Annotated in this window: 23 protein-coding genes and 1 pseudogene; 10 read left to right on the plus strand and 14 right to left on the minus strand. The window is 61.6% G+C overall.

The genetic code is table 11. The features are described from left to right. Window positions 1-65: 65 nt before the first annotated feature. The 6 genes from AC3WP7_RS11430 to dadA form a co-directional block, all read right to left on the minus strand. A complete protein-coding gene (locus AC3WP7_RS11430) occupies window positions 66-1988 on the minus strand; it encodes an acetyl-CoA hydrolase/transferase C-terminal domain-containing protein (protein ID WP_102592392.1) in 1923 nt (640 codons plus the stop codon). 137 nt (window positions 1989-2125) lie between these two features. Beyond that, a complete protein-coding gene (locus AC3WP7_RS11435) occupies window positions 2126-2536 on the minus strand; it encodes a c-type cytochrome (RefSeq protein ID WP_093120421.1) in 411 nt (136 codons plus the stop codon). A 181-nt stretch (window positions 2537-2717) separates the two neighbouring features. Further along, window positions 2718-3266, minus strand: a complete 549-nt coding sequence (locus AC3WP7_RS11440) for a cupin domain-containing protein (protein ID WP_003176893.1) — start codon at window positions 3264-3266, stop codon at window positions 2718-2720. 116 nt (window positions 3267-3382) lie between these two features. Continuing rightward, a complete protein-coding gene (gene alr, locus AC3WP7_RS11445; protein WP_093120418.1) occupies window positions 3383-4456 on the minus strand; it encodes an alanine racemase in 1074 nt (357 codons plus the stop codon). Window positions 4457-4535: 79 nt separating this feature from the next. After that, complete coding sequence (locus AC3WP7_RS11450; RefSeq protein WP_092241694.1) at window positions 4536-4889, minus strand: RidA family protein; 354 nt, start codon at window positions 4887-4889, stop codon at window positions 4536-4538. Beyond that, window positions 4861-6162: a D-amino acid dehydrogenase gene (gene dadA / locus AC3WP7_RS11455; protein WP_092241692.1), complete on the minus strand. Its 1302-nt coding sequence runs from the start codon at window positions 6160-6162 to the stop codon at window positions 4861-4863. The genes AC3WP7_RS11450 and dadA overlap by 29 nt, the downstream gene beginning before the upstream one ends. Window positions 6163-6318: 156 nt before the next feature. Between dadA and AC3WP7_RS11460 the strand changes: the two genes are divergently transcribed. Next, the gene (locus AC3WP7_RS11460) at window positions 6319-6807 is read left to right on the plus strand and encodes an Lrp/AsnC ligand binding domain-containing protein (protein WP_003176896.1); all 489 of its coding nucleotides are present in this window, start codon (window positions 6319-6321) and stop codon (window positions 6805-6807) included. Between the two features lie 68 nt (window positions 6808-6875). Here the strand turns inward: AC3WP7_RS11460 and AC3WP7_RS11465 are convergent, their stop codons facing one another. Next, window positions 6876-7229 carry a YkgJ family cysteine cluster protein gene (locus AC3WP7_RS11465; protein WP_092241690.1) on the minus strand — a complete coding sequence of 118 codons (354 nt, stop codon included), beginning with the start codon at window positions 7227-7229 and terminating at the stop codon, window positions 6876-6878. A gap of 115 nt (window positions 7230-7344) precedes the next feature. Here AC3WP7_RS11465 and AC3WP7_RS11470 point away from each other — a divergent pair, with 115 nt between their 5' ends. Beyond that, window positions 7345-8637: an NAD(P)/FAD-dependent oxidoreductase gene (locus AC3WP7_RS11470; protein ID WP_092241688.1), complete on the plus strand. Its 1293-nt coding sequence runs from the start codon at window positions 7345-7347 to the stop codon at window positions 8635-8637. Here AC3WP7_RS11470 and AC3WP7_RS11475 read toward each other — a convergent pair whose 3' ends face one another. Then, window positions 8638-8862 (minus strand): DUF1127 domain-containing protein, encoded by a 225-nt coding sequence (locus AC3WP7_RS11475; RefSeq protein ID WP_102592413.1) that lies wholly within the window; start codon window positions 8860-8862, stop codon window positions 8638-8640. Between the two features lie 166 nt (window positions 8863-9028). Between AC3WP7_RS11475 and AC3WP7_RS11480 the strand changes: the two genes are divergently transcribed. Both AC3WP7_RS11480 and AC3WP7_RS11485 read left to right on the plus strand, forming a co-directional pair. Continuing rightward, window positions 9029-10453, plus strand: coding sequence for an aminotransferase-like domain-containing protein (locus AC3WP7_RS11480; RefSeq protein ID WP_092241686.1), 1425 nt, complete (start codon window positions 9029-9031; stop codon window positions 10451-10453). A gap of 62 nt (window positions 10454-10515) precedes the next feature. After that, window positions 10516-12081, plus strand: coding sequence for a phospholipase D family protein (locus AC3WP7_RS11485; protein WP_093120408.1), 1566 nt, complete (start codon window positions 10516-10518; stop codon window positions 12079-12081). On the opposite strand, the gene AC3WP7_RS11490 is transcribed toward AC3WP7_RS11485, so the two are convergent. After that, entirely contained in the window at window positions 12078-13220 is a 1143-nt protein-coding gene (locus tag AC3WP7_RS11490; RefSeq protein ID WP_092241682.1) for an MFS transporter, read from the minus strand. The genes AC3WP7_RS11485 and AC3WP7_RS11490 overlap by 4 nt on opposite strands. A 150-nt stretch (window positions 13221-13370) precedes the next feature. Further along, on the minus strand, window positions 13371-14864 hold the full coding sequence (locus tag AC3WP7_RS11495; protein WP_102592391.1) for an aldehyde dehydrogenase: 1494 nt from the start codon (window positions 14862-14864) through the stop codon (window positions 13371-13373). A 229-nt stretch (window positions 14865-15093) separates the two neighbouring features. On the opposite strand from AC3WP7_RS11495, the gene AC3WP7_RS11500 reads away from it, so the two are divergent. Continuing rightward, window positions 15094-15456, plus strand: a complete 363-nt coding sequence (locus AC3WP7_RS11500) for a cupin domain-containing protein (RefSeq protein ID WP_092241680.1) — start codon at window positions 15094-15096, stop codon at window positions 15454-15456. 72 nt (window positions 15457-15528) lie between these two features. Here the strand turns inward: AC3WP7_RS11500 and rpmG are convergent, their stop codons facing one another. Both rpmG and rpmB read right to left on the minus strand, forming a co-directional pair. Beyond that, window positions 15529-15684: a 50S ribosomal protein L33 gene (gene rpmG / locus AC3WP7_RS11505; RefSeq protein WP_003176906.1), complete on the minus strand. Its 156-nt coding sequence runs from the start codon at window positions 15682-15684 to the stop codon at window positions 15529-15531. Window positions 15685-15695: 11 nt separating this feature from the next. Beyond that, window positions 15696-15929: a 50S ribosomal protein L28 gene (rpmB, locus tag AC3WP7_RS11510; RefSeq protein ID WP_010207494.1), complete on the minus strand. Its 234-nt coding sequence runs from the start codon at window positions 15927-15929 to the stop codon at window positions 15696-15698. A 458-nt stretch (window positions 15930-16387) separates the two neighbouring features. Here rpmB and AC3WP7_RS11515 point away from each other — a divergent pair, with 458 nt between their 5' ends. Further along, window positions 16388-17980, plus strand: a complete 1593-nt coding sequence (locus tag AC3WP7_RS11515) for an ABC transporter substrate-binding protein (protein ID WP_093120404.1) — start codon at window positions 16388-16390, stop codon at window positions 17978-17980. Between the two features lie 44 nt (window positions 17981-18024). On the opposite strand, the gene radC is transcribed toward AC3WP7_RS11515, so the two are convergent. Next, window positions 18025-18699 (minus strand): RadC family protein, encoded by a 675-nt coding sequence (gene radC, locus AC3WP7_RS11520; RefSeq protein ID WP_092241676.1) that lies wholly within the window; start codon window positions 18697-18699, stop codon window positions 18025-18027. Window positions 18700-18851: 152 nt separating this feature from the next. Between radC and coaBC the strand changes: the two genes are divergently transcribed. Beyond that, window positions 18852-20060 (plus strand): bifunctional phosphopantothenoylcysteine decarboxylase/phosphopantothenate--cysteine ligase CoaBC, encoded by a 1209-nt coding sequence (coaBC, locus tag AC3WP7_RS11525; protein WP_016970585.1) that lies wholly within the window; start codon window positions 18852-18854, stop codon window positions 20058-20060. Between the two features lie 5 nt (window positions 20061-20065). Continuing rightward, the gene (gene dut, locus AC3WP7_RS11530; protein WP_102592390.1) at window positions 20066-20521 is read left to right on the plus strand and encodes a dUTP diphosphatase; all 456 of its coding nucleotides are present in this window, start codon (window positions 20066-20068) and stop codon (window positions 20519-20521) included. A gap of 81 nt (window positions 20522-20602) precedes the next feature. On the opposite strand, the gene AC3WP7_RS11535 is transcribed toward dut, so the two are convergent. Continuing rightward, window positions 20603-20743, minus strand: coding sequence for a hypothetical protein (locus AC3WP7_RS11535; RefSeq protein WP_156682180.1), 141 nt, complete (start codon window positions 20741-20743; stop codon window positions 20603-20605). Window positions 20744-20761: 18 nt separating this feature from the next. On the opposite strand from AC3WP7_RS11535, the pseudogene AC3WP7_RS11540 reads away from it, so the two are divergent. Together AC3WP7_RS11540 and argB are read left to right on the plus strand one after the other, a co-directional pair. Then, a pseudogene (locus AC3WP7_RS11540) lies at window positions 20762-22183 on the plus strand (phosphomannomutase/phosphoglucomutase); the annotation flags it as partial. Window positions 22184-22202: 19 nt separating this feature from the next. Continuing rightward, a complete protein-coding gene (argB, locus tag AC3WP7_RS11545; RefSeq protein WP_058424243.1) occupies window positions 22203-23108 on the plus strand; it encodes an acetylglutamate kinase in 906 nt (301 codons plus the stop codon). Window positions 23109-23261 lie beyond the last annotated feature (153 nt).

The following is a 23261-nucleotide window of genomic DNA, read 5'->3' on the forward strand; positions in this document are numbered from 1 at the left end:
GCCTCAAAGTGGTGGTAAAAGTGGGAGGGGGCTTGCCCCCTCCCACATCGAACCTGTGTTGTCGGTTAGTGCGCGGTGGCCTGCAGGCCGGCGAGCAGGAGCCGCTGGTACAGATCCTCTTTCAAGCCTTCCGGCTTGGTCAACTGCATGCGTTCCAGATGCTTGGGAAACACCTGCGCCTGCGGCGCATCCAACGCCGCCTTGCCCAGCTCCAGAATCTCCGTCAGCTTGAATTTGCTCTTGAGCCAGTTCAGCGCCCGCAACAAATCCCGCTCTTCATCGGTGAAATCGCTTCCCAACGGATACTCCGGAAACAACCGACGATGGCGTGCCTGAATCCCCTGCAACCGCTCCGGCGTGTTCTCGGCAAAGCGCGGATCCAGCTGGAAATCCTTGGGCAACTTGCCAGCCTTTTGCGCCTGCTTGATCAAATCGTCCTGGAAGCGTGAGTCGGTGATATTGAGCAACGCCTCGATCACCTTGGCATCCGTCTGCCCGCGCAAGTCTGCAATGCCGTATTCCGTGATGACAATATCCCGCAGATGCCGGGGAATGGTGCAGTGGCCGTAGTCCCAGACGATATTGGAACTGACCTCCCCCGCCGACTCGCGCCAACTGCGCAGAATCAGGATCGACCGCGCACCTTCCAGCGCATGGCCCTGGGCCACAAAGTTGTACTGCCCGCCCACACCACTGAGCACACGACCGTCTTCCAACTGGTCGGCCACACCCGCGCCGAGCAGCGTCACCATGATCGCGCTGTTGATAAACCGCGCATCCAGGCGTTGCAGGCGCTTGAGTTCTTCCTGGCCGTACAGCTCGTTGATGTAGCTGATGCGCGTCATGTTGAATTCGAGGCGCTTGGCGTGGGTCATTTCCTGCAGGCGCTGGTAGAAACTGCGCGGGCCAAGAAAAAATCCGCCGTGGATCGAAATGCCGTCGGGCTGCGCCGCATCGTCGAGCGTGCCGGCGTTGGCCTGCTGTTGCGTCGCTACGTCCGGGTAGACCTTGCGACGGATAATCCCCGCGTCCGCCAACACCAGCAGGCCGTTGACGAACATTTCGCTGCACCCGTAAAGGCCCCGGACGAAGGGATCGACGCCGCCTTCACGGCTGATCAGCGGCGCCCACTGGTACACGTCCAGGTCCGTCAGCAGCGACCGATAGGACTCGTTGTCGGCCTGGCGCGCCAGCAGCGCGGCAGTCAGCGCATCGCCCATGGAGCCGATGCCGATCTGCAAGGTGCCGCCGTCGCGTACCAGGGTGCTGGCATGCAGGCCGATGAAGTGGTCCTGGAAACCCACCGGCATGTTCGGCGTGGAGAACAGCGTGGTGCTGTCTTTTTCATCGATCAGGTAATCGAAGGTATCCATGCCCAGCTCAGCGTCGCCGGGCATGTAGGGCAAATCGGTGTGGACTTGCCCGACGATCAGCACGGTCTCGCCGGCGTCGCGGCGCTTGGCAATCATCGGCAGCAGGTCGAGGGTGATATCCGGGTTGCAGCTCAAGCTCAGGCGATCAGGATGTTCGGCACTGCTGGCGACCAACTGCGCCACCAGGTTCAGGCCGGCGGCGTTTATGTCGCGAGCGGCGTGGCTGTAGTTGCTGCTGACGTAATCCTGCTGCGCCGACTCGCTGTGCAGCAGGCTGCCGGGCTGCATGAAAAACTGTTGGACGTGGATATTGTTCGGAAGGCTGTCGTTGTGCAGGTCGGCGAGGAAATCCAGTTCGGGGTAATCGCCGAACACCCGCTCGATAAAGGGTTCGAGAAAGCGTTTCTGCAAACCATCACCCATCGTCGGGCGGCCCAGGCTTAACGCGGTATAGATCGTCAGCGCCCGCTCCGGCAACTTGGCGATGCGCCGGTACAAGGCATTGGCAAACCGGTTCGGCTTGCCCAGCCCGAGGGGCATGCCCATGTGGATATGCGCCGGCAACCGCGCCAGTACGTCGTCAACTGCTTGCTCGATTGAACACAACTGCACCATCCGACCCTCCTGAACATTCCATGATTAGGGGTTGGACCGAGCTTGCCGGGTCTTTGCTGCAATGAACAGCGCTGAAACACGAACCCCAGGCACAAAAAAGCCGCTCGTAAGCGGCATTTTTGACGAAGATCGGCGGATCAGAGGCCGGACATCTTCTTGATTGCACCCTTGAGGTCATCATCCGAGCAATCGGCGCAGGTGCCTTTTGGCGGCATGGCGTTGATCCCGGTGATCGCCTTGGCCAGGATGCCATCGAGGCCGCCCTGGTGATCGGCGCGTTCTTTCCAGGCTGCGGTATCGCCGATTTTCGGCGCGCCCAACAGGCCGGTGCCGTGGCAAGCATTACAGTGCTTGGCGATGATGTCATCCGGCGTCTTCGCAGCGCCACCGCTTGCGGCGACCGCCACTTCCATGCCCTTGCATTCCTGGCCCTGGACGCAGACCTGGCCAACAGGCTCCAGGCGCTTGGCAATATCATCATTGGTCGCAGCTTGAGCGCTGACAGCCCATAGGGCCAGTACGGTTGCTGGTGCAGCCAGCATTTTCATAATTAGGTTCACGCGTTCACCCTCAATGGTGGCTATTCACGCCTGCGGCCACGGTTTCGCAGGCGGCGAAAGTATAACGGTTAGCCCGCCTGGCCGAAACAACCCTATTAACTAAAGGGAGATTCGACCCCACGGAATACAGCTCGGGTGCCTCTGCAACGCTGGCAGGACGCCTCTTTTCTTAAAAGTTCGCAGGCGTGGCTGCGCTGATTAGTCGCGCCGGCACGTCGAACGGATTGCGAAAACGATGGGGCTTGGTGCTTTCAAAGTAGTAGCTATCGCCAGCTTCGAGCACAAAAGTTTCAAGACCGACCACCAACTCCAGGCGACCCTCCACCAGAATCCCGGTTTCTTCACCTTCGTGGGTAAGCATTTCTTCGCCTGTGTCGGCGCCCGGCGGGTAGATCTCGTTGAGAAACGCGATGGCCCGGCTGGGGTGCGCCCGGCCTACCAGCTTCATGGTGACGGCGCCGTCGGAGATGTCGATCAGCTCATTGGCTTTATAGACGATCTGCGTCGGTATTTCCTGGAGGATCTCCTCGGAAAAGAACTCGACCATCGACATGGGGATGCCGCCCAGCACCTTGCGCAAGGAGCTGATCGAGGGGCTGACGCTGTTTTTTTCGATCATCGAAATGGTGCTGTTGGTGACACCCGCGCGCTTGGCGAGCTCGCGCTGGGACAGACCCTTCAGTTTACGGATGGATTGCAGTCGTTCGCCGACGTCCAATGCAGGAGCCTCCTAGGATTCAGGCTTTGTTGTAATTGAGCGTTATCATGGCGACAGCGTTCAGTATTTACAACACTTGGGCCTAAATCCCGGGCGGTTGCGTTCGTACCCGGCGGTCAAGCGCCGGAATAGAGCCTCGGCACGCGGCGCAGGTTGCAAAAGAGCTGATACGGAATGGTCTCGGCGGCGACCGCGACGTCACTGGCGAGGATATTTTTGCCCCATAGCTCCACGGTGGAACCGAGGACAGCCTGAGGCACGTCCGTGAGGTCGATGCACAGCATGTCCATGGATACACGGCCCAGCAATTGGCTGCGCTGCCCGGCCACCAGTACCGGCGTACCCGTCGGCGCGTGACGCGGATAGCCATCGGCATAGCCCATGGCAACCACACCGATACGCATGGGTTTGGGCGTGATGAACTTGGCGCCGTAACCCACCGGCTCACCGGCCGGCAGTTCACGGACGCAGATCACCTTGGATTCCAGGGTCATCACCGGCTGCAAACGCGCGGCCACGGCCTGGTCCTCGGCAAACGGCGTCGCGCCGTAGAGCATGATGCCAGGGCGCACCCAATCGCTGGACACAGCCGGCCAGCCCATCACCGATGGCGAATTGCGCAGGCTGACCTCGGCCGACAAACCCTGGCGCGCCGCGTCAAACACAGCCACCTGTTCATCACTGCGCACACAGTCGAGCTCATCGGCGCGGGCGAAATGGCTCATCAACACGATCTTGGCCACCTTGCCGCTGGCCAGCAGGCGCTGGTAAGCCTCGTGATAATCCTTGGGGTGCAGGCCGACACGGTGCATGCCGGAATCGAGCTTGAGCCAGATGGTCAGCGGCTTGCTCAGTCTGGCCTGCTCGATGGCCTCCAATTGCCACAGCGAGTGCACCACGCACCAGAAATCATGTTCGATGATCAGCGGCAGCTCATCCGCCTCGAAGAAACCTTCCAGCAGCAGCACCGGCGCACGAATCCCGGCGGCGCGCAGCTCCAATGCTTCCTCGATGCAAGCCACGGCAAACCCGTCCGCCTCGGCTTCCAGCGCCTGGGCAACGTGCACGGCACCATGGCCGTAGGCATCGGCCTTGATCACGGCAAGGGCCTTGGCACCCGTGACTTCACGGGCCAATTGGTAGTTGTGACGCAGGGCTTGGAGGTCGATCAGGGCACGGGCAGGACGCATGGCGGCAGGCTTCTAGGCGGCAAAGTGAAGAAAAACCGGCACCGACCAACGGCTTCGGCACCGGGAGAGGGATCGTTGTTTAAGGCAGCGCGGCCACGACGGACAGCTCCACCAGGATTTGCGGTTCGCACAGCTTGGCTTCAACCGTGGCACGGGCCGGGGCAACGCCTTTTGGCAGCCACTTGTCCCACACCGCATTCATGCCGGCGAAATCTGCGTCGATGTCCTTCAGGTAGATCGTCACCGACAGCAACCGGGTCTTGTCAGTACCGGCCAGGTCGAGCAAACGCTCGATATTGGTCAGGGTTTCACGGGTCTGCTGTTCAATCCCGGCGTTCATGTCGTCGCCGACTTGCCCGGCCAGATACACGGTACCGCTGTGGACAACGATCTGGCTCATGCGCTCATTGGTGAGCTGGCGCTGGATTGACATGTTTTGCAGACTCCTGGTGGTTGCCATAACGGGAAATATCGAGGCCTTCGGCACTGATCTGCGGCGTTTTCTTGGCCATCAGGTCGGCCAGCAAACGACCGGAGCCACAGGCCATGGTCCAACCGAGGGTGCCGTGGCCGGTATTCAGGAACAGGTTCTTGAACGGGGTGGCACCGACAATCGGCGTGCCGTCGGGGGTAGTCGGGCGCAGGCCGGTCCAGAAGGTAGCTTCGGTCAAATCGCCGCCCTGAGGATAAAGGTCGTTGACGATCATCTCCAGGGTTTCCCGCCGGCGCGGGTTCAGCGACAGGTCAAAACCGGCTATTTCAGCCATGCCACCGACGCGGATGCGGTTGTCGAAACGAGTGATCGCGACCTTGTAGGTCTCGTCGAGAATGGTCGAGGTCGGCGCCATCGCCGGGTTGGTGATCGGCACGGTCAGCGAGTAGCCCTTGAGCGGATACACCGGCGCCTTGATTCCCAACGGCTTGAGCAACTGCGGCGAGTAGCTGCCGAGGGCCAGCACGTAGCGGTCGGCGGTTTCCAGCTTGCCGTCGATCCACACGCCGTTGATGCGATCACCGGCGTAGTCGAGGCGCTGGATGTCCTGCTCAAAACGGAATTCCACACCCAACTGTTTGCACATCTCGGCCAGGCGGGTGGTGAACATCTGGCAGTCGCCGGTCTGGTCATTCGGCAGGCGCAGTGCGCCGGCGAGGATATCCGTGACGCTGGCCAGGGCCGGCTCGACCCGGGCGATACCGGCGCGGTCGAGCAGCTCGAACGGCACGCCGGACTCCTTCAACACGGCGATGTCCTTGGCGGCGCCATCGAGTTGTGCCTGGGTGCGGAACAGTTGGGTAGTCCCAAGGCTACGGCCTTCGTAGGCGATGCCGGTCTCGGCGCGCAGTTCGTCGAGGCAGTCGCGGCTGTACTCGGACAGGCGCACCATGCGCTCCTTGTTCACCGCATAACGGCTGGCGGTGCAGTTGCGCAGCATCTGCGCCATCCACAGGTATTGGTCGATGTCGGCGGTGGCCTTGATCGCCAGCGGCGCATGGCGTTGCAGCAACCACTTGATGGCCTTGAGCGGCACACCCGGTGCGGCCCATGGCGAGGCATAGCCTGGAGACACCTGCCCGGCGTTGGCGAAACTGGTTTCCATGGCAGCGGCAGGCTGACGGTCGACGACAACCACTTCAAAGCCGGACCGCGCCAAATAGTAGGCACTGGTCACACCAATGACGCCGCTACCCAAGACCAGAACGCGCATTTTTATATCCTCATCGCGGGCATGGCCGCTGACGTGTGTTGTTCGAGCAATGATGAGCGCAGTGTAAAAAACAATGACCAGTGCATTTCACTATATAACTGCCTATATTTGGCGACAATTCTCGGCAAAAACCCTTTTCACAGAGGCGTATCCCCTATGCGTACCAACACCCAGACCAAGCGGGAGCTGGACAAGATCGACCGCAACATCCTGCGCATCCTGCAAACCGACGGGCGCATTTCGTTTACGGAGCTGGGGGAAAAGGTCGGGCTGTCGACCACGCCCTGTACCGAGCGTGTGCGGCGGCTGGAGCGTGAAGGGATCATCATGGGCTACAACGCGCGGCTCAACCCCCAGCATTTGAAGGGCAGTTTGCTGGTATTTGTCGAGATCAGCCTGGATTACAAGTCCGGCGACACCTTCGAGGAATTCCGCCGCGCGGTGCTGAAACTGCCCCATGTGCTCGAGTGCCACCTGGTTTCTGGCGACTTCGACTACCTGGTGAAAGCGCGGATATCCGAGATGGCGTCGTACCGCAAATTGCTCGGCGACATCCTGCTCAAGCTGCCCCATGTGCGGGAGTCCAAGAGCTATATCGTGATGGAAGAGGTGAAAGAGAGCCTGAACCTGCCGATCCCGGACTGACCTGACACACTCGGGTCAACATGTGGGAGGGGGCTTGCCCCCTCCCACATTTGGACGGTGTAAAACCGCTAAACCAGCACCTGCCGGGTGCTCGCCATGTACTCGTGGATCTGCTTCTCCACCCGTGGATGAATCAGCTCCACCGGGCGCCGCCCATTCGGACACGGCAAGGTCTTGGTGGTGCCGAACAGCCGGCAGATCAACGGGCGCTCGTCGTACACCGTGCAGCCGTTCGGCCCCAGGTGCACGCAGTTCAGCTCCTCCATGGCCGCGTCCTGCTCGGCGGCGGTCTTGCGCGGCAGGCGCGACATTTCCTCGGGCGAGGTGGTCACCGGCCCACAGCAGTCATGGCAACCGGGGACGCACTCGAACGAAGGAATCTGCCGGCGCAGCGCACTGATTTTCTGACTGTTGCAACTCATCGAAACACGTACCGAACGGCGAATAGGCGTGGATTCTGCCGCAAAACGCCCCGCGCAGACAGCTTCGTCCGACCGCTGTATCCTGCGTCAAATTTTCCAAACAGGGATGCTCCCCATGACTGCCAGCGCCCGGCATACCGCTTCCTACTACGCCGCCAGCAGCGTGCCGCAAACTGATTACCCGGTATTGACCGGCGAACTGACGGCGGATGTGTGCGTGGTCGGCGGCGGTTTTTCCGGGCTGAACACCGCGCTGGAGTTGGCCGAACGCGGTTTCAGCGTAGTGTTGCTGGAAGCGCGCAAGATCGCCTGGGGCGCCAGCGGGCGTAACGGCGGCCAACTGATTCGCGGTGTCGGCCATGGCCTGGACCAGTTCGCCAGCGTGATCGGCACCGAGGGCGTACGCCAGATGAAGTTGATGGGCCTGGAAGCGGTGGAGATTGTGCGTGAGCGCGTCGCGCGCTACCAAATCCCCTGCGACCTGACCTGGGGCTACTGCGACCTCGCCAACAAACCCCGCGACCTGCACGGCCTGGCCGAAGATGCCGAAGAACTGCGCAGCCTCGGCTATCGTCACGACATACGCCTGCTGCAAGCCAACGAAATGGGCAGCGTCATCGGCTCCGAGCGCTACGTGGGCGGCATGATCGACATGGGCTCCGGCCACCTGCACCCGCTGAACCTGGCCCTCGGCGAAGCCGCCGCCGCGCAGCAATCGGGCGTGAAGCTGTTCGAGCAGTCCGAAGTCACCCGCATCGACTACGGCCCCGAAGTCAACGTACACACCGCCCAAGGCAACGTGCGCGCCAAGACCCTGGTGCTGGCCTGCAATGCCTACCTCAACGGCCTCAACCCGCACCTCAGCGGCAAAGTGTTGCCTGCCGGCAGCTACATCATCGCCACCGAACCGTTGGGCGAAGCCCAGGCCGCCAACCTGCTGCCGCAGAACATGGCGGTGTGCGACCAGCGTGTCACGGTGGACTACTTCCGACTGTCCGCCGATCGTCGCCTGCTGTTCGGCGGTGCCTGTCATTATTCCGGTAGAGACCCGAAGGACATCGGCGCCTATATGCGCCCGAAGATGCTGCAGGTGTTCCCACAACTGGCCGATGTAAACATCGACTTCCAATGGGGCGGCATGATCGGCATCGGCGCCAACCGTCTGCCGCAGATAGGCCGCCTGGCCGACCAGCCCAACGTGTATTACGCCCAGGCCTACGCCGGCCATGGCCTCAACGCCACCCACCTGGCGGGCAAGTTGCTGGCCGAAGCCATCAGCGGCCAGCAACACGGGCGCTTCGACCTGTTCGCCCAGGTGCCGCACATCACCTTCCCCGGCGGCAGGCACCTGCGCTCGCCGCTGTTGGCGCTGGGAATGCTCTGGCACCGCCTCAAAGAGCTGGTCTGATCAAGCGCGCCAGAACGGTTTCAGGCCTTCGTGGCGCGCCTGCTCGGCGGTCAGCCCGACATCGCGCAATTGCTCGCGGGTCAGGTGCAGTAAAGCTTTGCGGGTGTGGCGACGGCGCCAGAACAGACCCCAGCGACTGATATCGCGCCGCGCCGTCGCCCGCTCCTGCCCAGCCACCAGTTCCTGACTGTGTAACGCCAGCCGCACATCGCCCATGCCGTTCATTTTGCTGCCCCTCAGTTGCTTGTTGCCTTGAGTGACCAGCATGAGCGCGCAGCTAAAACCATTACAGATTCAACCCACCTTTATTAAATCCATACAGATACTGCCTATATACCACTGAATCCTGTATTTTCTGCCTATCTGTAATGGTCCCTCTGGAGCGACCGCCATGACCCTGTACATGAACCTCGCCGAATTGCTGGGCACCCGCATCGAACAAGGCTTCTATCGCCCCGGTGATCGACTGCCTTCCGTACGGGCGTTGAGCGTGGAACACGGGGTCAGTTTGAGCACCGTGCAGCAGGCCTATCGCTTGCTGGAGGACAACGGCCTGGCGATGCCCAAGCCGAAATCCGGCTACTTTGTTCCGGTGGGCCGCGAGTTGCCGGCCCTGCCGGAAGTCGGTCGTCCGGCTCAGCGCCCCGTAGAAATTTCCCAATGGGACCAGGTGCTGGAATTGATACGCGCAACGCCGCGCAAGGATGTCATACAGATGGGCCGCGGCATGCCGGATGTATTGTCGCCCACCCTCAAGCCCCTGCTGCGCAGCCTGGCCCGCGTGAGTCGCCGCCAGGATTTGCCGGGGCTGTATTACGACAACATCCTGGGCTGTATGGAACTGCGCGAACAGATTGCGCGCCTGTCCCTGGATTCCGGCTGCCAGCTGACGGCCGAGGACATCGTGATCACCACCGGCTGCCATGAGGCGCTGTCCGCCAGCATCCATGCCATCTGTGAGCCGGGCGATATCGTTGCGGTGGACTCGCCGAGCTTTCACGGCGCCATGCAGACCCTCAAGGGCCTGGGCATGAAAGCCCTGGAAATCCCCACCGACCCGATCACCGGCATCAGCCTCGAAGCCTTGGAGCTGGCGCTGGAACAGTGGCCGATCAAAGTCATCCAACTGACCCCCAACTGCAACAACCCCCTGGGCTACATCATGCCGGAGGCGCGCAAGCGGGCATTGCTCACCTTGGCGCAGCGCTTTGACGTGGCGATCATTGAAGACGATGTCTACGGCGAACTGGCCTTCAGCTACCCGCGCCCGCGCACCATCAAGTCTTTCGACGAAGACGGACGCGTCCTGCTGTGCAGCTCGTTCTCGAAGACCCTGGCGCCCGGCCTGCGCATCGGCTGGGTAGCGCCCGGACGTTACCTGGAGCGAGTGCTGCACATGAAATACATCAGCACTGGCAGCACCGCCACGCAGCCGCAAATCGCGATTGCGGAATTCCTCAAAGGTGGTCACTTCGAACCGCATTTGCGGAGGATGCGTACCCAATACCAGCGCAATCGCGACTTGATGCTCGATTGGGTCAGCCGCTACTTCCCCACAGGCACTCGCGCCAGCCGCCCTCAAGGCAGCTTCATGCTGTGGATCGAACTGCCGGAAGGCTTTGATACGCTGAAGCTCAACCGTGTCCTGGTAGAACAAGGTGTCCAGGTGGCCGTAGGCAGCATCTTCTCGGCGTCGGGCAAGTACAGGAACTGCCTGCGCATGAACTACGCTGCCAAGCCAACCGCGCAGATTGAAGAAGCCGTGCGCAAGGTCGGGGCTGCGGCGATCAAGATGCTGGCAGACACGGCCGACTGACCTTTCACGGGAAATTGCCGTCATATATCGACAACCGCCCTGATCTGGAAGCCGCTCCCTTGATGATTCAACGGCTATTACCGTTTTGCCTGCTGGGAGCCCTGATCCTGGGCGGCTGCGCCAGCGTGAGCACGCCACGCGTCCCCAGTGACGCCCTGCCCGCCGCACAGTCATCGTTCGGCCGCTCGATCCAGGCCCAGGCCGCGCCCTATCAAGGGCGCTCGGGCTTTCGCCTGCTGCCCAACAGCAGCGAGGCATTCATGGCCCGTGCCGAGTTGATCCGCAACGCCCAGACCAGCCTCGACCTGCAGTACTACATCGTGCACGACGGCATCAGCACCCGCATGCTGGTGGACGAACTGCTCAAGGCCGCCGACCGTGGCGTACGTGTGCGCATCTTGCTGGATGACACAACCAGCGACGGCCTGGACCAGATCATCGCCACCCTCGCCGCCCATCCCAAAATCGAGATCCGCCTGTTCAACCCGCTGCACCTTGGGCGCAGCACCGGCGTAACGCGGGCCATGGGCCGCTTGTTCAACCTGTCGCTGCAACATCGACGCATGCACAACAAGCTGTGGCTGGCGGACAATAGCGTGGCCATCGTTGGCGGGCGTAACCTGGGGGATGAGTATTTCGATGCCGAGCCCAACCTGAACTTCACCGATATCGACATGCTCAGCGTCGGCCCGGTGGCCGAGCAACTGGGCCACAGTTTCGACCAGTACTGGAACAGCGCACTGAGCAAGCCCATCGATGATTTCGTCTCCAACGCACCGTCCAAGGGTGACCTGGCCGCCGCGCGCGTACGCCTGGAAGCGTCCCTGGCCGAGTCACGCCAGCAGAACCACGCACTGTACAACCGCCTGCGCACCTACCAGACCCAACCCCGCATGGACACCTGGCGCCGCGAGCTGATCTGGGCCTGGAACCAGGCGCTGTGGGATGCGCCGAGCAAGGTGCTGGCCAAGGAGGACCCTGACCCCAGGTTGCTGCTCACCACGCAACTGGCGCCGGAACTGGAAGGGGTCAATCACGAACTGATGATGATTTCGGCGTACTTCGTGCCGGGACAGCCAGGCCTGGTGTACCTGACGGGGCGTGCCGATGCGGGCGTGTCGGTGAGCCTGCTGACCAACTCCCTGGAAGCCACCGACGTGCCCGCGGTGCACGGGGGTTATGCGCCGTACCGCAAGGCGCTGCTGGAGCATGGGGTCAAGCTCTATGAGTTGCGCCGCCAGCCCGGGGATGGCGGCGGCAGTGGCCCGCACCTGTTTCGCCGAGGCGCCTTCCGGGGCTCGGATTCCAGCCTGCACAGCAAGGCGATGATCTTTGATCGGGAGAAATCCTTTATCGGCTCGTTCAACTTCGACCCACGCTCGGTACTGTGGAACACCGAAGTCGGTGTGCTGGTCGACAGCCCCGAGCTGGCGGAACACGTGCGCAACCTTGCACTGCAAGGCATGGCGCCGCCCCTGAGCTATGAAGCGAAATTGCAGGACGGCCAAGTGGTGTGGGTGACCGAAGACAACGGCCAGTTGCACACCCTGACCCGCGAGCCGGGGAGCTGGTGGCGACGGTTCAATGCGTGGTTTGCCACCAGCGTCGGCCTTGAGCGCATGCTCTAGGCCGGCTGCGCCGCGCCGAATGCACCCTGGCGCAGCAGCAACATCACCAGGCCCAGCGCACCCGCTGCCATCAGCAGCGGCAACGCATGCCCGCTGATCCACTGGCTACCCGCCCCCGCCACCAGCGGGCCGATCAGGCAGCCAATACCCCACAACTGCGCCACGTGGGCATTGGCGCGCACCAGCGCGTCGTCGCGGTAACGCTCGCCGATCAGGATCAACGACAGGGTGAACAAGCCGCCGGCACTCGCGCCGAACACGACCCAGATCGGCCAGATCATTGGTGTGTGCATCAATAGGGGAATCGCCAGGCTCGACACCAGCAACAGCAGCGCACACCCCAGGAACAACGTGCGCCGAGGCAAGTAGTCGGCCAGTGCACCGATGGGCAATTGCAGTAACGCGTCGCCAACCACCACCGTGCTGACCATGGCCAAGGCGATCTCGGCGGTGAACCCTTGTTGCAGGCAGTACACCGGCAACAATGTCAGGATCATCGCCTCGAACGCAGCAAACAGCGCAACCGCCCAGGCAATCGCCGGCAGGCTCCGGCAGAAGCGCCACAGTTGCGCGAAGGTCACGCTGAAGGACTCGGCGCTCGGTGCACCGGAGCGCCCCAGCAGCAACAGCGGCGCGACCATCAACAGGCCGACGCCCACCCAGAAACCGTAGTCATGCTCGGTGCCGATCAGGCCCAACAGCAGCGGCCCCGACAGCTGGCTCAAGGCATAGCTGCAGCCGTACAACGCCACCAGCCGACCACGCCACTGCTCCACCACCAACTGGTTGATCCAACTCTCGCCGAGGATAAACACAATGGTCAGGATCACCCCGATCATCAGGCGCAGCACCAGCCACACCGGGTAGCTGGGCAGGATCGCCAGCAGGCCGATGGACACCGCGCCCGCCCACAGGCACAGGCGCATGAGGTTGGCGGTGCCAAGCCATGAGGCCAGGCGACTGGAGACCTTCGCGCCGAGCAACACGCCAAAGGCCGGCATCGCTGCCATCACGCCGATAGCGAAACTGCCGTAGCCCCAGCTTTCGAGGCGCAGGGACACCAGCGGCATGCTGACGCCCAGGGCCAGGCCGACGCTGAGCACCGAGGCCAGGACGGCGAAATAAGTCGCCCAACGCATTTCCACGCTCCTGTGGATAATTCTTGAAAACACACAAAACAGTGTGGGAGGGGGCTTGCCCCCGATTGCGGTGGATCAGTGAGCACCGCTGGCGCCTGACACACTGCTATCGGGGGCAAGCCCCCTCCCACATTTAGCCTGCGGTGTTGCTTAGAGCTTGATCCAGGTGGCCTTCAGCTCGGTGTATTTGTCGAACGCATGCAGCGACTTGTCGCGACCGTTGCCCGACTGCTTGAAGCCACCAAACGGTGCAGTCATGTCGCCGCCATCGTACTGGTTGACCCACACGCTACCGGCACGCAGCGCCTTGGCAGTCAGGTGGGCCTTGGAGATGTCAGCCGTCCACACCGCTGCAGCCAGGCCGTATTGGGTGTCGTTGGCGATGGCAATTGCTTCCTCGGCGCTGTCGAAGGTGATCACCGACAAGACCGGGCCGAAGATTTCTTCCTGGGCAATCTTCATGGCATTGGTCACACCGTCGAAAATCGTCGGTTCAACATAGGTGCCACCGGTTTCTTCCAGGGTCCGCTTGCCGCCGGCGACCAACTTGGCGCCATCTGCGTGACCCGCTTCGATGTACGACAGCACAGTGTTCATCTGCTGGGTGTCCACCAGTGCGCCCACATTGGTTGCCGGGTCCAGCGGGTTGCCTGGCTTCCAGCCCTTGAGGGCATCGATCACCAGCGGCAGGAATTTGTCCTTGATGGAACGCTCCACCAGCAGGCGCGAACCGGCGGTGCAGACCTCCCCCTGGTTGAAGGCGATGGCGCCGGCGGCGGATTCTGCGGCGGCTTGCAGGTCCGGGGCATCGGCGAACACGATGTTCGGGCTCTTGCCGCCGGCTTCCAGCCAGACGCGCTTCATGTTCGACTCGCCAGAGCGGATCAACAGCTGCTTGGCGATCTTGGTGGAACCGGTGAACACCAGGGTGTCGACATCCATGTGCAACGCCAGCGCATTACCCACGGTATGACCATAGCCCGGCAGTACGTTGAACACGCCTTTTGGAATACCGGCTTCCACGGCCAGGGCCGCGATGCGGATGGCGGTCAGCGGGGATTTTTCGGACGGCTTGAGGATCACCGAGTTGCCGGTGGACAGCGCAGGGCCCAGTTTCCAGCAGGCCATCATCAGCGGGAAGTTCCACGGCACGATAGCGCCAACCACGCCAACCGGCTCGCGCGTCACCAGGCCCAATTGGTCATGCGGGGTCGCGGCGACTTCGTCGTAGATCTTGTCGATCGCTTCGCCGCTCCAGCTCAGGGCATTCGCCGCGCCGGGCACGTCGATGTTCTGGGAGTCGCTGATCGGCTTGCCCATGTCCAGGGTTTCGAGCAGCGCCAGCTCTTCGGCATTGGCCTTGAGCAACGCGGCGAAACGGATCATGGCGGATTTGCGCTTGGCCGGCGCCAGGCGTGACCACACGCCGGAGTTGAAGGTGGCGCGGGCGTTTTCGACGGCGCGCTGGGCGTCGGCGGCGTCACAGCTGGCAACGGTGGCCAGCAGGCGACCATCGACCGGGCTGATGCATTCGAAGGTGTCACCGGAAACAGCGGCGGTGTACTCGCCATTGATGTAGGCGCGGCCTTCGATCTTCAGATCCTTGGCACGTTGTTCCCAGTCGGCACGGGTCAGGGTGGTCATGCGAGTGTCCTCCTCTTATTGAATACAAGGGCCATGGGATGTCCCACGGCAGCCTTAAAGAATTCTTGCCCGCCAGCCAATGGTTCGGCGCAAGGCAGCTGCCACCCTAAACCAGCGGCTGGGGGTGTTTCAATATATTTGACATAACGCCGGCAAACGCCCTTGCGATGTTCATTTTAATAAACATAGACTTTGGGCTCTCCAACCGCAGGCCAGACGGGACACGCACATGAGCATCCAGGACATCGTCGACTTCAGCCAAGCCAAGACCGCCGCCGAGCGCTACCGCCCTGCCGCCGAGAAAATCCTCAAGGGCGATCCCGAGCAAACGATCTACAACCACTACAACAGCCCCTGCGGCCAGATGAGCGCGGGCGTGTGGGAAGGTGAAGTCGGACAGTGGACGGTCAATTACACCGAACATGAGTACTGCGAGATTGTGCAAGGTGTATCCGTGCTGCGTGACGCCGACGGCAATGCCAAGACCTTGCGCGCTGGCGACCGATTCGTGATTCCCGCCGGCTTCAGCGGCACCTGGGAAGTGCTGGAGGCGTGCCGCAAGATCTACGTGGTGTTCGAACAGAAAGCCTGATCAGCCAAATCACAGGCAAAAAAAAGCCCGGATCGTGAGATACGGGCTTTTTTTCACAAGGAGGAAAATCAATTACTTGATTTTGCCTTCTTTGTAGATCACGTGCTTGCGAACGCGCGGGTCGAACATTTTCTTTTCGAGCTTGTCCGGGGTAGTACGCTTGTTCTTGTCGGTAGTGTAGAAGTGACCAGTACCGGCGCTAGAGATCATTCGAATCAATTCACGCATGATATAGCTCCTTAGATTGTGCCAGCGCGGCGCAATTCAGCCAGCACGACAGTGATGCCACGCTTGTCGATGATGCGCATGCCTTTGGCAGATACGCGCAGACGGACGAAACGTTTCTCTTCTTCAACCCAGAAGCGGTGATGCTGCAGGTTCGGCAGGAAACGACGACGGGTTTTGTTATTTGCGTGGGAAATGTTATTCCCAGTCACCGGACCCTTACCGGTAACTTGACAGACTCTCGACATGCCTCAGCCCTCTAAAACCACATGCCCAACCCGGCATGGGTTGGCCGCTTAATCTCTCAGTCATTTGGCGCCAGGCGCCGCGTTTCTTTAGGGTCTTACCGGCTACACCTACAAGCGAAGGAACCGGGCCCCTAGAAAAGAGCGCTGCTTTATACCAGAAAGACCCCAGTGCAACAACAGCCCGCGTGTTTTTACTGGCGTAAATCTTGGCGGTAGACGCCTGAACCGTTGCCAGGAGGGGCCGCTGTCACAGCCGACCGCTCGTCGCACAGAATGATTTACAGCGCGCGCGGGCACAGTGAAGTGCACGACGAAACGCGCCGAGACGCCATCAAAACAGCATTTGGCGCAAAAGCACAGGCAAAAATGGGCTAGTCATTTACCTATCAGACCACTACGGTAGGACTTTTCCAGACTGCACTCGCAGATGGGCCTTCGATCTGCAAAGGAAACCGAACATGCGCCTCGCTGCCCTACCGCTATTGCTAGCCCCTCTATTTATCGCCCCGCTGGCCTCGGCCGCCAGCAACTTGAGCGTCTGCACCGAGGCCAGCCCCGAAGGGTTCGATGTGGTGCAATACAACTCGCTGACCACCACCAACGCCTCGGCCGATGTGCTGATGAACCGCCTGGTGGACTATGACGCGACCAGAGGCCAACTGGTGCCCAGCCTGGCGGACAGCTGGAACGTCTCGCCGGATGGCCTGACCTATACCTTCAAGCTGCACCCGGATGTGAAGTTCCACCGCACCGAGTACTTCACCCCAAGCCGCACCCTGAGCGCCGAAGACGTGCGCTTCAGCTTCGAGCGCATGCTCGACCCGGCCAACCCCTGGCACAAGATCGCCCAGAGCGGCTTCCCTCACGCTCAGTCGCTGCAACTGCCGACGCTGGTAAAAAAGATCGACGCTCTCGACCCACTGACCGTGCGTTTCACCCTGGATCACGCCGACTCCACCTTCCTCGCCGCGTTGAGCATGGGGTTCGCGTCGATCTACCCGGCGGAATATGCCGACAAACTGCTCAAGGCCGGCACGCCGGAGAAGCTCAACAGCCAGCCGATCGGCACTGGACCGTTCATCTTCAGCCGTTTCCAGAAAGATGCCGTGGTGCGCTACAAGGCCAACCCGGACTACTTCGCCGGCAAACCGGCTGTGGATAACTTGATCTTCGCCATCACTCCCGACGCCAACGTACGCCTGCAGAAGCTGCACCGCGATGAGTGCCAGATTGCGCTGTCACCCAAGCCGCTGGACGTAGGCGAGGCCGAAAAGGACCCGGCGCTCAAGGTGGAGAAGACCGCGGCCTTCATGACCGCCTTTGTGGCCATCAACAGCCAGCACCCGCCCCTGGACAAGCCAGAAGTCCGCCAGGCAATCAACCTGGCGTTCGACAAGGGCAGCTACCTCAAAGCCGTGTTTGAAGGCACCGCCGAGGCCGCCAACGGCCCTTATCCGCCGAACACCTGGAGCTACGCAAAGGACCTGCCGGGTTATCCACAGGATCTCGCCAAGGCCAAGGTGCTGCTCGACCGCGCCGGACTCAAGGACGGCTTCAAGACCACCCTCTGGACCCGCCCCACCGGCAGCCTGCTGAACCCCAACCCGAACCTTGGTGCACAACTGCTGCAGGCTGACCTGGCCAAGGTCGGCATCCAGGCCGAGATCCGCGTGATCGAATGGGGCGAGTTGATCCGCCGCGCCAAAGCCGGCGAACACGACCTGCTATTCATGGGCTGGGCCGGTGACAACGGCGACCCGGATAACTTCCTGACCCCGCAGTTTTCCTGCGCGGCGGTAAAGTCGGGTACCAACTTCGCCCGCTACTGCGACCCTGCGTTGGACAAGCTGATCAGCGCAGGCAAGACCACCAGCGAGCAAGGTGTGCGCAGCAAGCTGTACCAGCAGGCCCAGGCGCAGATCCAGCAGCAGGCCTTGTGGTTGCCGCTGGCGCACCCGACGGCGTTCGCCCTGGCCCGCAAGACTGTCGAGGGCTACCAGGTGAGCCCGTTCGGCCGCCAGGATTTCTCGAAAGTCAGCGTCAAGCCCTGAGCTGAGAGCTGCAAGCCCGCTTGAGGCTTGCAGCTGCTTCACCCCTACATCCACCCATACTCCGCCATCGACAACGGATCTCCATCCCCCACAATGATGTGATCCAGTACCCGCACATCCACCACCTCCAAGGCCTTCTGCAGCAACTTGGTCAATTTTCGATCAGCGGCGCTCGGCTCCAGGCTCCCGGAAGGATGGTTGTGGCACAGGATCAACGCCGCCGCGTTGTAGGCCAATGCGCGTTTGACCACTTGCCGGGGATACACCATCGCCGCGTCGATGGTGCCTTGGGACAACGCCTCAAAACCCAGCACCCTGTGCCTTGAATCAAGGAACAGACAGCCGAATATCTCGTGGGGCTCATGGCGCAACATGGCCTTGAGGTAATCGCGCACCGCCACCGGGCTTTCCAGCACCGAGTCGTGTCGCAGGCGCTCGGCCATATGACGCTTGGCCATTTCCAACACCGCCTGCAACTGGGCAAACTTCGCCGGCCCCAGGCCCAATTGCTGGCTGAACAGCGTCTGGCTGGCCTCCAGCAACGGGCGCAAGCCGCCGAATTGCGCCAGCAGATGGCGCGCCAGGTCCACCGCGCTCCTGCCGGAAACCCCGGTACGCAGGAAGATCGCCAGCAACTCGGCATCCGACAGACTCGCCGCCCCCCACTCCAAAAGCTTCTCTCGCGGCCGCTCTGCCGCCGGCCAATCACGAATACTCATCCCTCCTCCCTCTCCCTGTATGCCATGCGTGCCGCTGTTGCCTTGCGGACGCTGTGTTATCGTAGGCCCTCTTTTTTGCAGGCGATTTCCCCTGGGGAGGGGGCATCGCAGGCGTCATTGAACTGGCAACACTGAACTGGAAAGGCAAACCAATGCAGCGTCTGTATCGGAAACGCATCGTTCTCGGCGTTGGCGGCGGCATTGCCGCCTACAAGAGCGCAGAGCTGGTCCGCAGGCTCCTGGACCAGGGCGCCGAAGTGCGCGTGGTCATGACGCGCGGTGGTAGTGAGTTCATTACCCCGCTGACCATGCAGGCCTTGTCCGGGCACCCGGTTCACCTGGATCTCCTGGACCCTGCGGCCGAAGCCGCCATGGGGCACATCGAACTGGCCAAATGGGCCGACCTGGTGCTGATCGCTCCGGCCACCGCCGACCTGATCGCGCGCCTGGCCCAAGGCATCGCCGATGACCTGCTGACCACGCTGGTACTGGCCACCGACGCCACTGTCGCCATCGCCCCGGCCATGAACCAGGCCATGTGGCGCGACCCTGCGACTCAGGCCAACACCCAGCTTCTGCAAAGCCGAGGCCTCAAGGTGTTCGGCCCGGCATCCGGCAGCCAGGCCTGCGGCGACGTTGGCATGGGCCGCATGCTTGAAGCCACCGACCTGGCGTTGTGCGCCGCCGAGTGCTTTCAGCACCTGGCCCTCACTGGCAAGCACGTGTTGATCACTGCCGGCCCGACCCAGGAAAACATCGACCCGGTGCGCTACATCACCAACCATAGCTCAGGAAAAATGGGCTTTGCCCTGGCTGAAGCGGCGGTCGAGGCAGGCGCACGCGTCACCCTGATCACCGGTCCGGTGCATTTGCCGACCCCGGATCGGGTCACGCGAATCGACGTGGTCAGCGCCCGCGACATGCTGGCGGCCTGTGAGGCAGCCATTCCGTGCGACCTTTTCATCGCCTCGGCGGCGGTTGCGGACTACCGCCCGGAAGTCGTCGCCCCGCAAAAGCTCAAGAAAGACCCTACGAGCGGTGACGGCCTGCTCCTGCAAATGGTGCGCAACCCGGACATCCTGGCCACCATCGCCACGCGTCCGGACCGTCCGTTCAGTGTCGGCTTCGCCGCCGAGACCGAGCACTTGCTGGACTACGCCGCACGCAAATTGAAAGACAAAAACCTCGACCTGATCGTTGCCAATGATGTCGCCAACCCGAGCATCGGCTTCAACAGCGAGGAAAATGCCTGCAGCGTGATCGACCGCGACCTGCATGCCACCCTTTTCGCCCAGACCAGCAAGGGCAAGATTGCCCGCCAACTGATCTCTTTTATCGCCCAACGGCTGAACCAGGTTTAATTTCCATGCACGCTTTGCAAGCCAAGATCCTCGATTCACGCATCGGCAACGAATTCCCACTGCCGGCCTACGCCACCCCAGGCTCCGCAGGCCTCGACCTGCGTGCCATGCTCAAGCAAGACACTGTCCTTGAGCCGGGCCAGACCATTCTTATTCCGACCGGCTTGTCGATCTACGTAGGCGATCCTGGCCTGGCGGCGCTGATCCTGCCGCGCTCGGGCCTGGGCCACAAACACGGCATCGTTCTGGGCAACCTGGTCGGCCTGATCGACTCGGACTACCAGGGCGAATTGATGGTGTCGTGCTGGAACCGTGGCCAGACCGCGTTCAACATCGCCGTCGGCGAGCGCATTGCGCAGTTGGTATTGGTGCCGGTGGTGCAGGCGCACTTCGAACTGGTCGAGGAATTCGATGAGACCCAACGCGGCGCAGGCGGTTTTGGGCATTCCGGCAGTCACTGACTAAGCTGAATCCTGCCGGGCGCCTTTTCCCGGCTCGATGCCACCGCAAGGCTTTTCAGGACGAAGAATGCGCGGACCCTATCAGCGAGATTTCCCTATTGAAATCAAAGCATTAAGCAGAAAGAAAAGCAGCGCCAGCACGCCGATGGCACTTTTGCACCACGAACTCTCTGCCGAAAACACCGTCATACCCTTCAGTTTGAGCCTGCCGGTCAGCCACATTAAGGCCAGCCTTGCCCCCTTCAGATGGAGTTTCCCCCCGCGATGAGTACCGCAGCCCGAGTAGCCCCGACATTCCCCGACAGCATTTTCCGCGCCTATGACATCCGTGGCGTGGTACCAAAGACCCTGACTGCCGAAACCGCCTACTGGATTGGCCGCGCCATCGGCGCACAGAGCCTGGCCCAGGACGAGCCGAACGTGTCGGTTGGCCGTGACGGTCGCCTGTCCGGCCCGGAGCTGGTTGAGCAACTGATCCAGGGCCTGGCCGACAGCGGTTGCCATGTGAGTGACGTGGGCCTGGTGCCGACGCCGGCACTGTACTACGCGGCCAACGTACTGGCCGGCAAGTCCGGGGTGATGCTCACCGGCAGCCACAATCCGTCCGACTACAACGGTTTCAAGATCGTCATCGCCGGCGACACCCTGGCCAACGAACAGATCCAGGCCCTGCACGACCGTCTGAAGAACAACGACCTGACCAGCGGCAAGGGTACCGTCACCAAAGTCGATATCCTGCAGCGCTACTCTGACCAAATCACCGGCGACGTGAAACTCGCGCGCCGCCTGAAAGTGGTGGTGGACTGCGGCAACGGCGCAGCCGGCGTGATCGCCCCGCAGTTGCTCGAAGCCCTGAACTGCGAAGTGATCCCGCTGTTCTGCGAGGTCGACGGCAACTTTCCCAACCACCACCCAGACCCAGGCAAGCCGGAGAACCTGGTGGACCTGATCGCCAAGGTCAAAGAAACCGGGGCTGACGTGGGTCTGGCCTTCGACGGCGACGGCGACCGCGTGGGTGTGGTGACCAACACCGGCGAGAACGTATTCGCCGATCGCCTGCTGATGCTGTTCGCCCGCGACGTGGTGGCGCGCAATGCCAACGCCGAGATCATCTTCGACGTGAAGTGCACTCGCCGCCTCACCCCGCTGATCAAGGAATACGGCGGCCGCCCGCTGATGTGGAAGACCGGTCATTCGTTGATCAAAAAGAAAATGAAGGAAACCGGCGCCCTGTTGGCCGGCGAAATGAGCGGCCACGTGTTCTTCAAGGAACGCTGGTTCGGCTTTGACGACGGTATTTACAGCGCCGCTCGCCTACTGGAGATCCTCAGCAAGGAAAAATCCACGGCCCAGGAGCTGTTTCAGACCTTCCCGAACGATATTTCTACGCCAGAGATCAATATCCATGTGACCGAGGAGAGCAAATTCAGCATCATTGACGCACTGCACGATGCGCAATGGGGCGAAGGCGCCAACCTGACCACCATTGATGGTGTGCGAGTCGATTACGCCAAAGGCTGGGGCCTGGTCCGCGCGTCCAACACCACACCGGTGCTGGTCCTGCGTTTCGAGGCGGATACCGAGGCTGAGTTGCAGCGCATCAAGGACGTGTTCCACGCCCAGTTGAAACGTGTTGCCCCTGATCTCCAATTACCGTTCTGATTTTTTACCGGAGCCCTGAATGACCCTCGAACGCGAAGCCGCTGCCAACACTGCCAAGGTCCTGTCCGAAGCGTTGCCTTACATCCGACGCTACGTCGGCAAGACGCTGGTGATCAAGTACGGCGGCAATGCCATGGAAAGCGACGAGCTGAAAACCGGCTTTGCCCGCGACATCGTGTTGATGAAAGCCGTGGGGATCAACCCGGTGGTGGTGCACGGCGGCGGCCCGCAAATCGGCGACCTGCTCAAGCGCCTGTCGATCGAGAGTCACTTCATCGATGGCATGCGCGTCACTGACGCGCAGACCATGGACGTGGTGGAGATGGTCCTCGGCGGCCAGGTCAACAAGGACATCGTCAACCTGATCAACCGCCATGGCGGCAGCGCCATCGGCCTGACCGGCAAGGACGCGGAGCTGATCCGCGCGAAAAAGCTGACGGTGACCCGTCAGACACCGGAGATGACCCAGCCGGAAATCATCGACATCGGCCAGGTGGGCGAAGTGGTTGGCGTGAACACCGACCTGCTGAACCTGCTGGTCAAGGGCGACTTCATCCCGGTGATCGCGCCGATCGGCGTGGGCGCCAATGGCGAGTCCTACAACATCAACGCCGACCTGGTGGCCGGCAAGGTGGCCGAAGCGCTGAAGGCTGAAAAGCTGATGCTGCTGACCAACATCGCCGGCCTGATGGACAAGCAAGGCAAGGTGCTGACCGGCCTGACCACCCAACAGGTGGACGACCTGATCGCCGACGGCACCATCTACGGCGGCATGTTGCCGAAGATCCGCTGCGCGCTGGAAGCGGTGCAAGGCGGGGTGGGTAGCTCGTTGATCATCGATGGTCGAGTGCCGAATGCGGTACTGCTGGAGATCTTCACGGATACCGGCATGGGTACGCTGATCAGTAATCGCAAGCGTCCCTAAACACTGAAAACAAAAAGGCCCCGCTCAATATGATTGAGCGGGGCCTTTTTTATGCACGCTGCTCCCCTGTGGGAGCGGGCTTGAACTGGTCAAGTAATCTTGGACACCGATTAAGGTTTCACGCCGCCAACTTCTCCCTGGCGACTGGTGACC

This window comes from Pseudomonas sp. FW305-3-2-15-C-LB1, assembly GCF_058787615.1.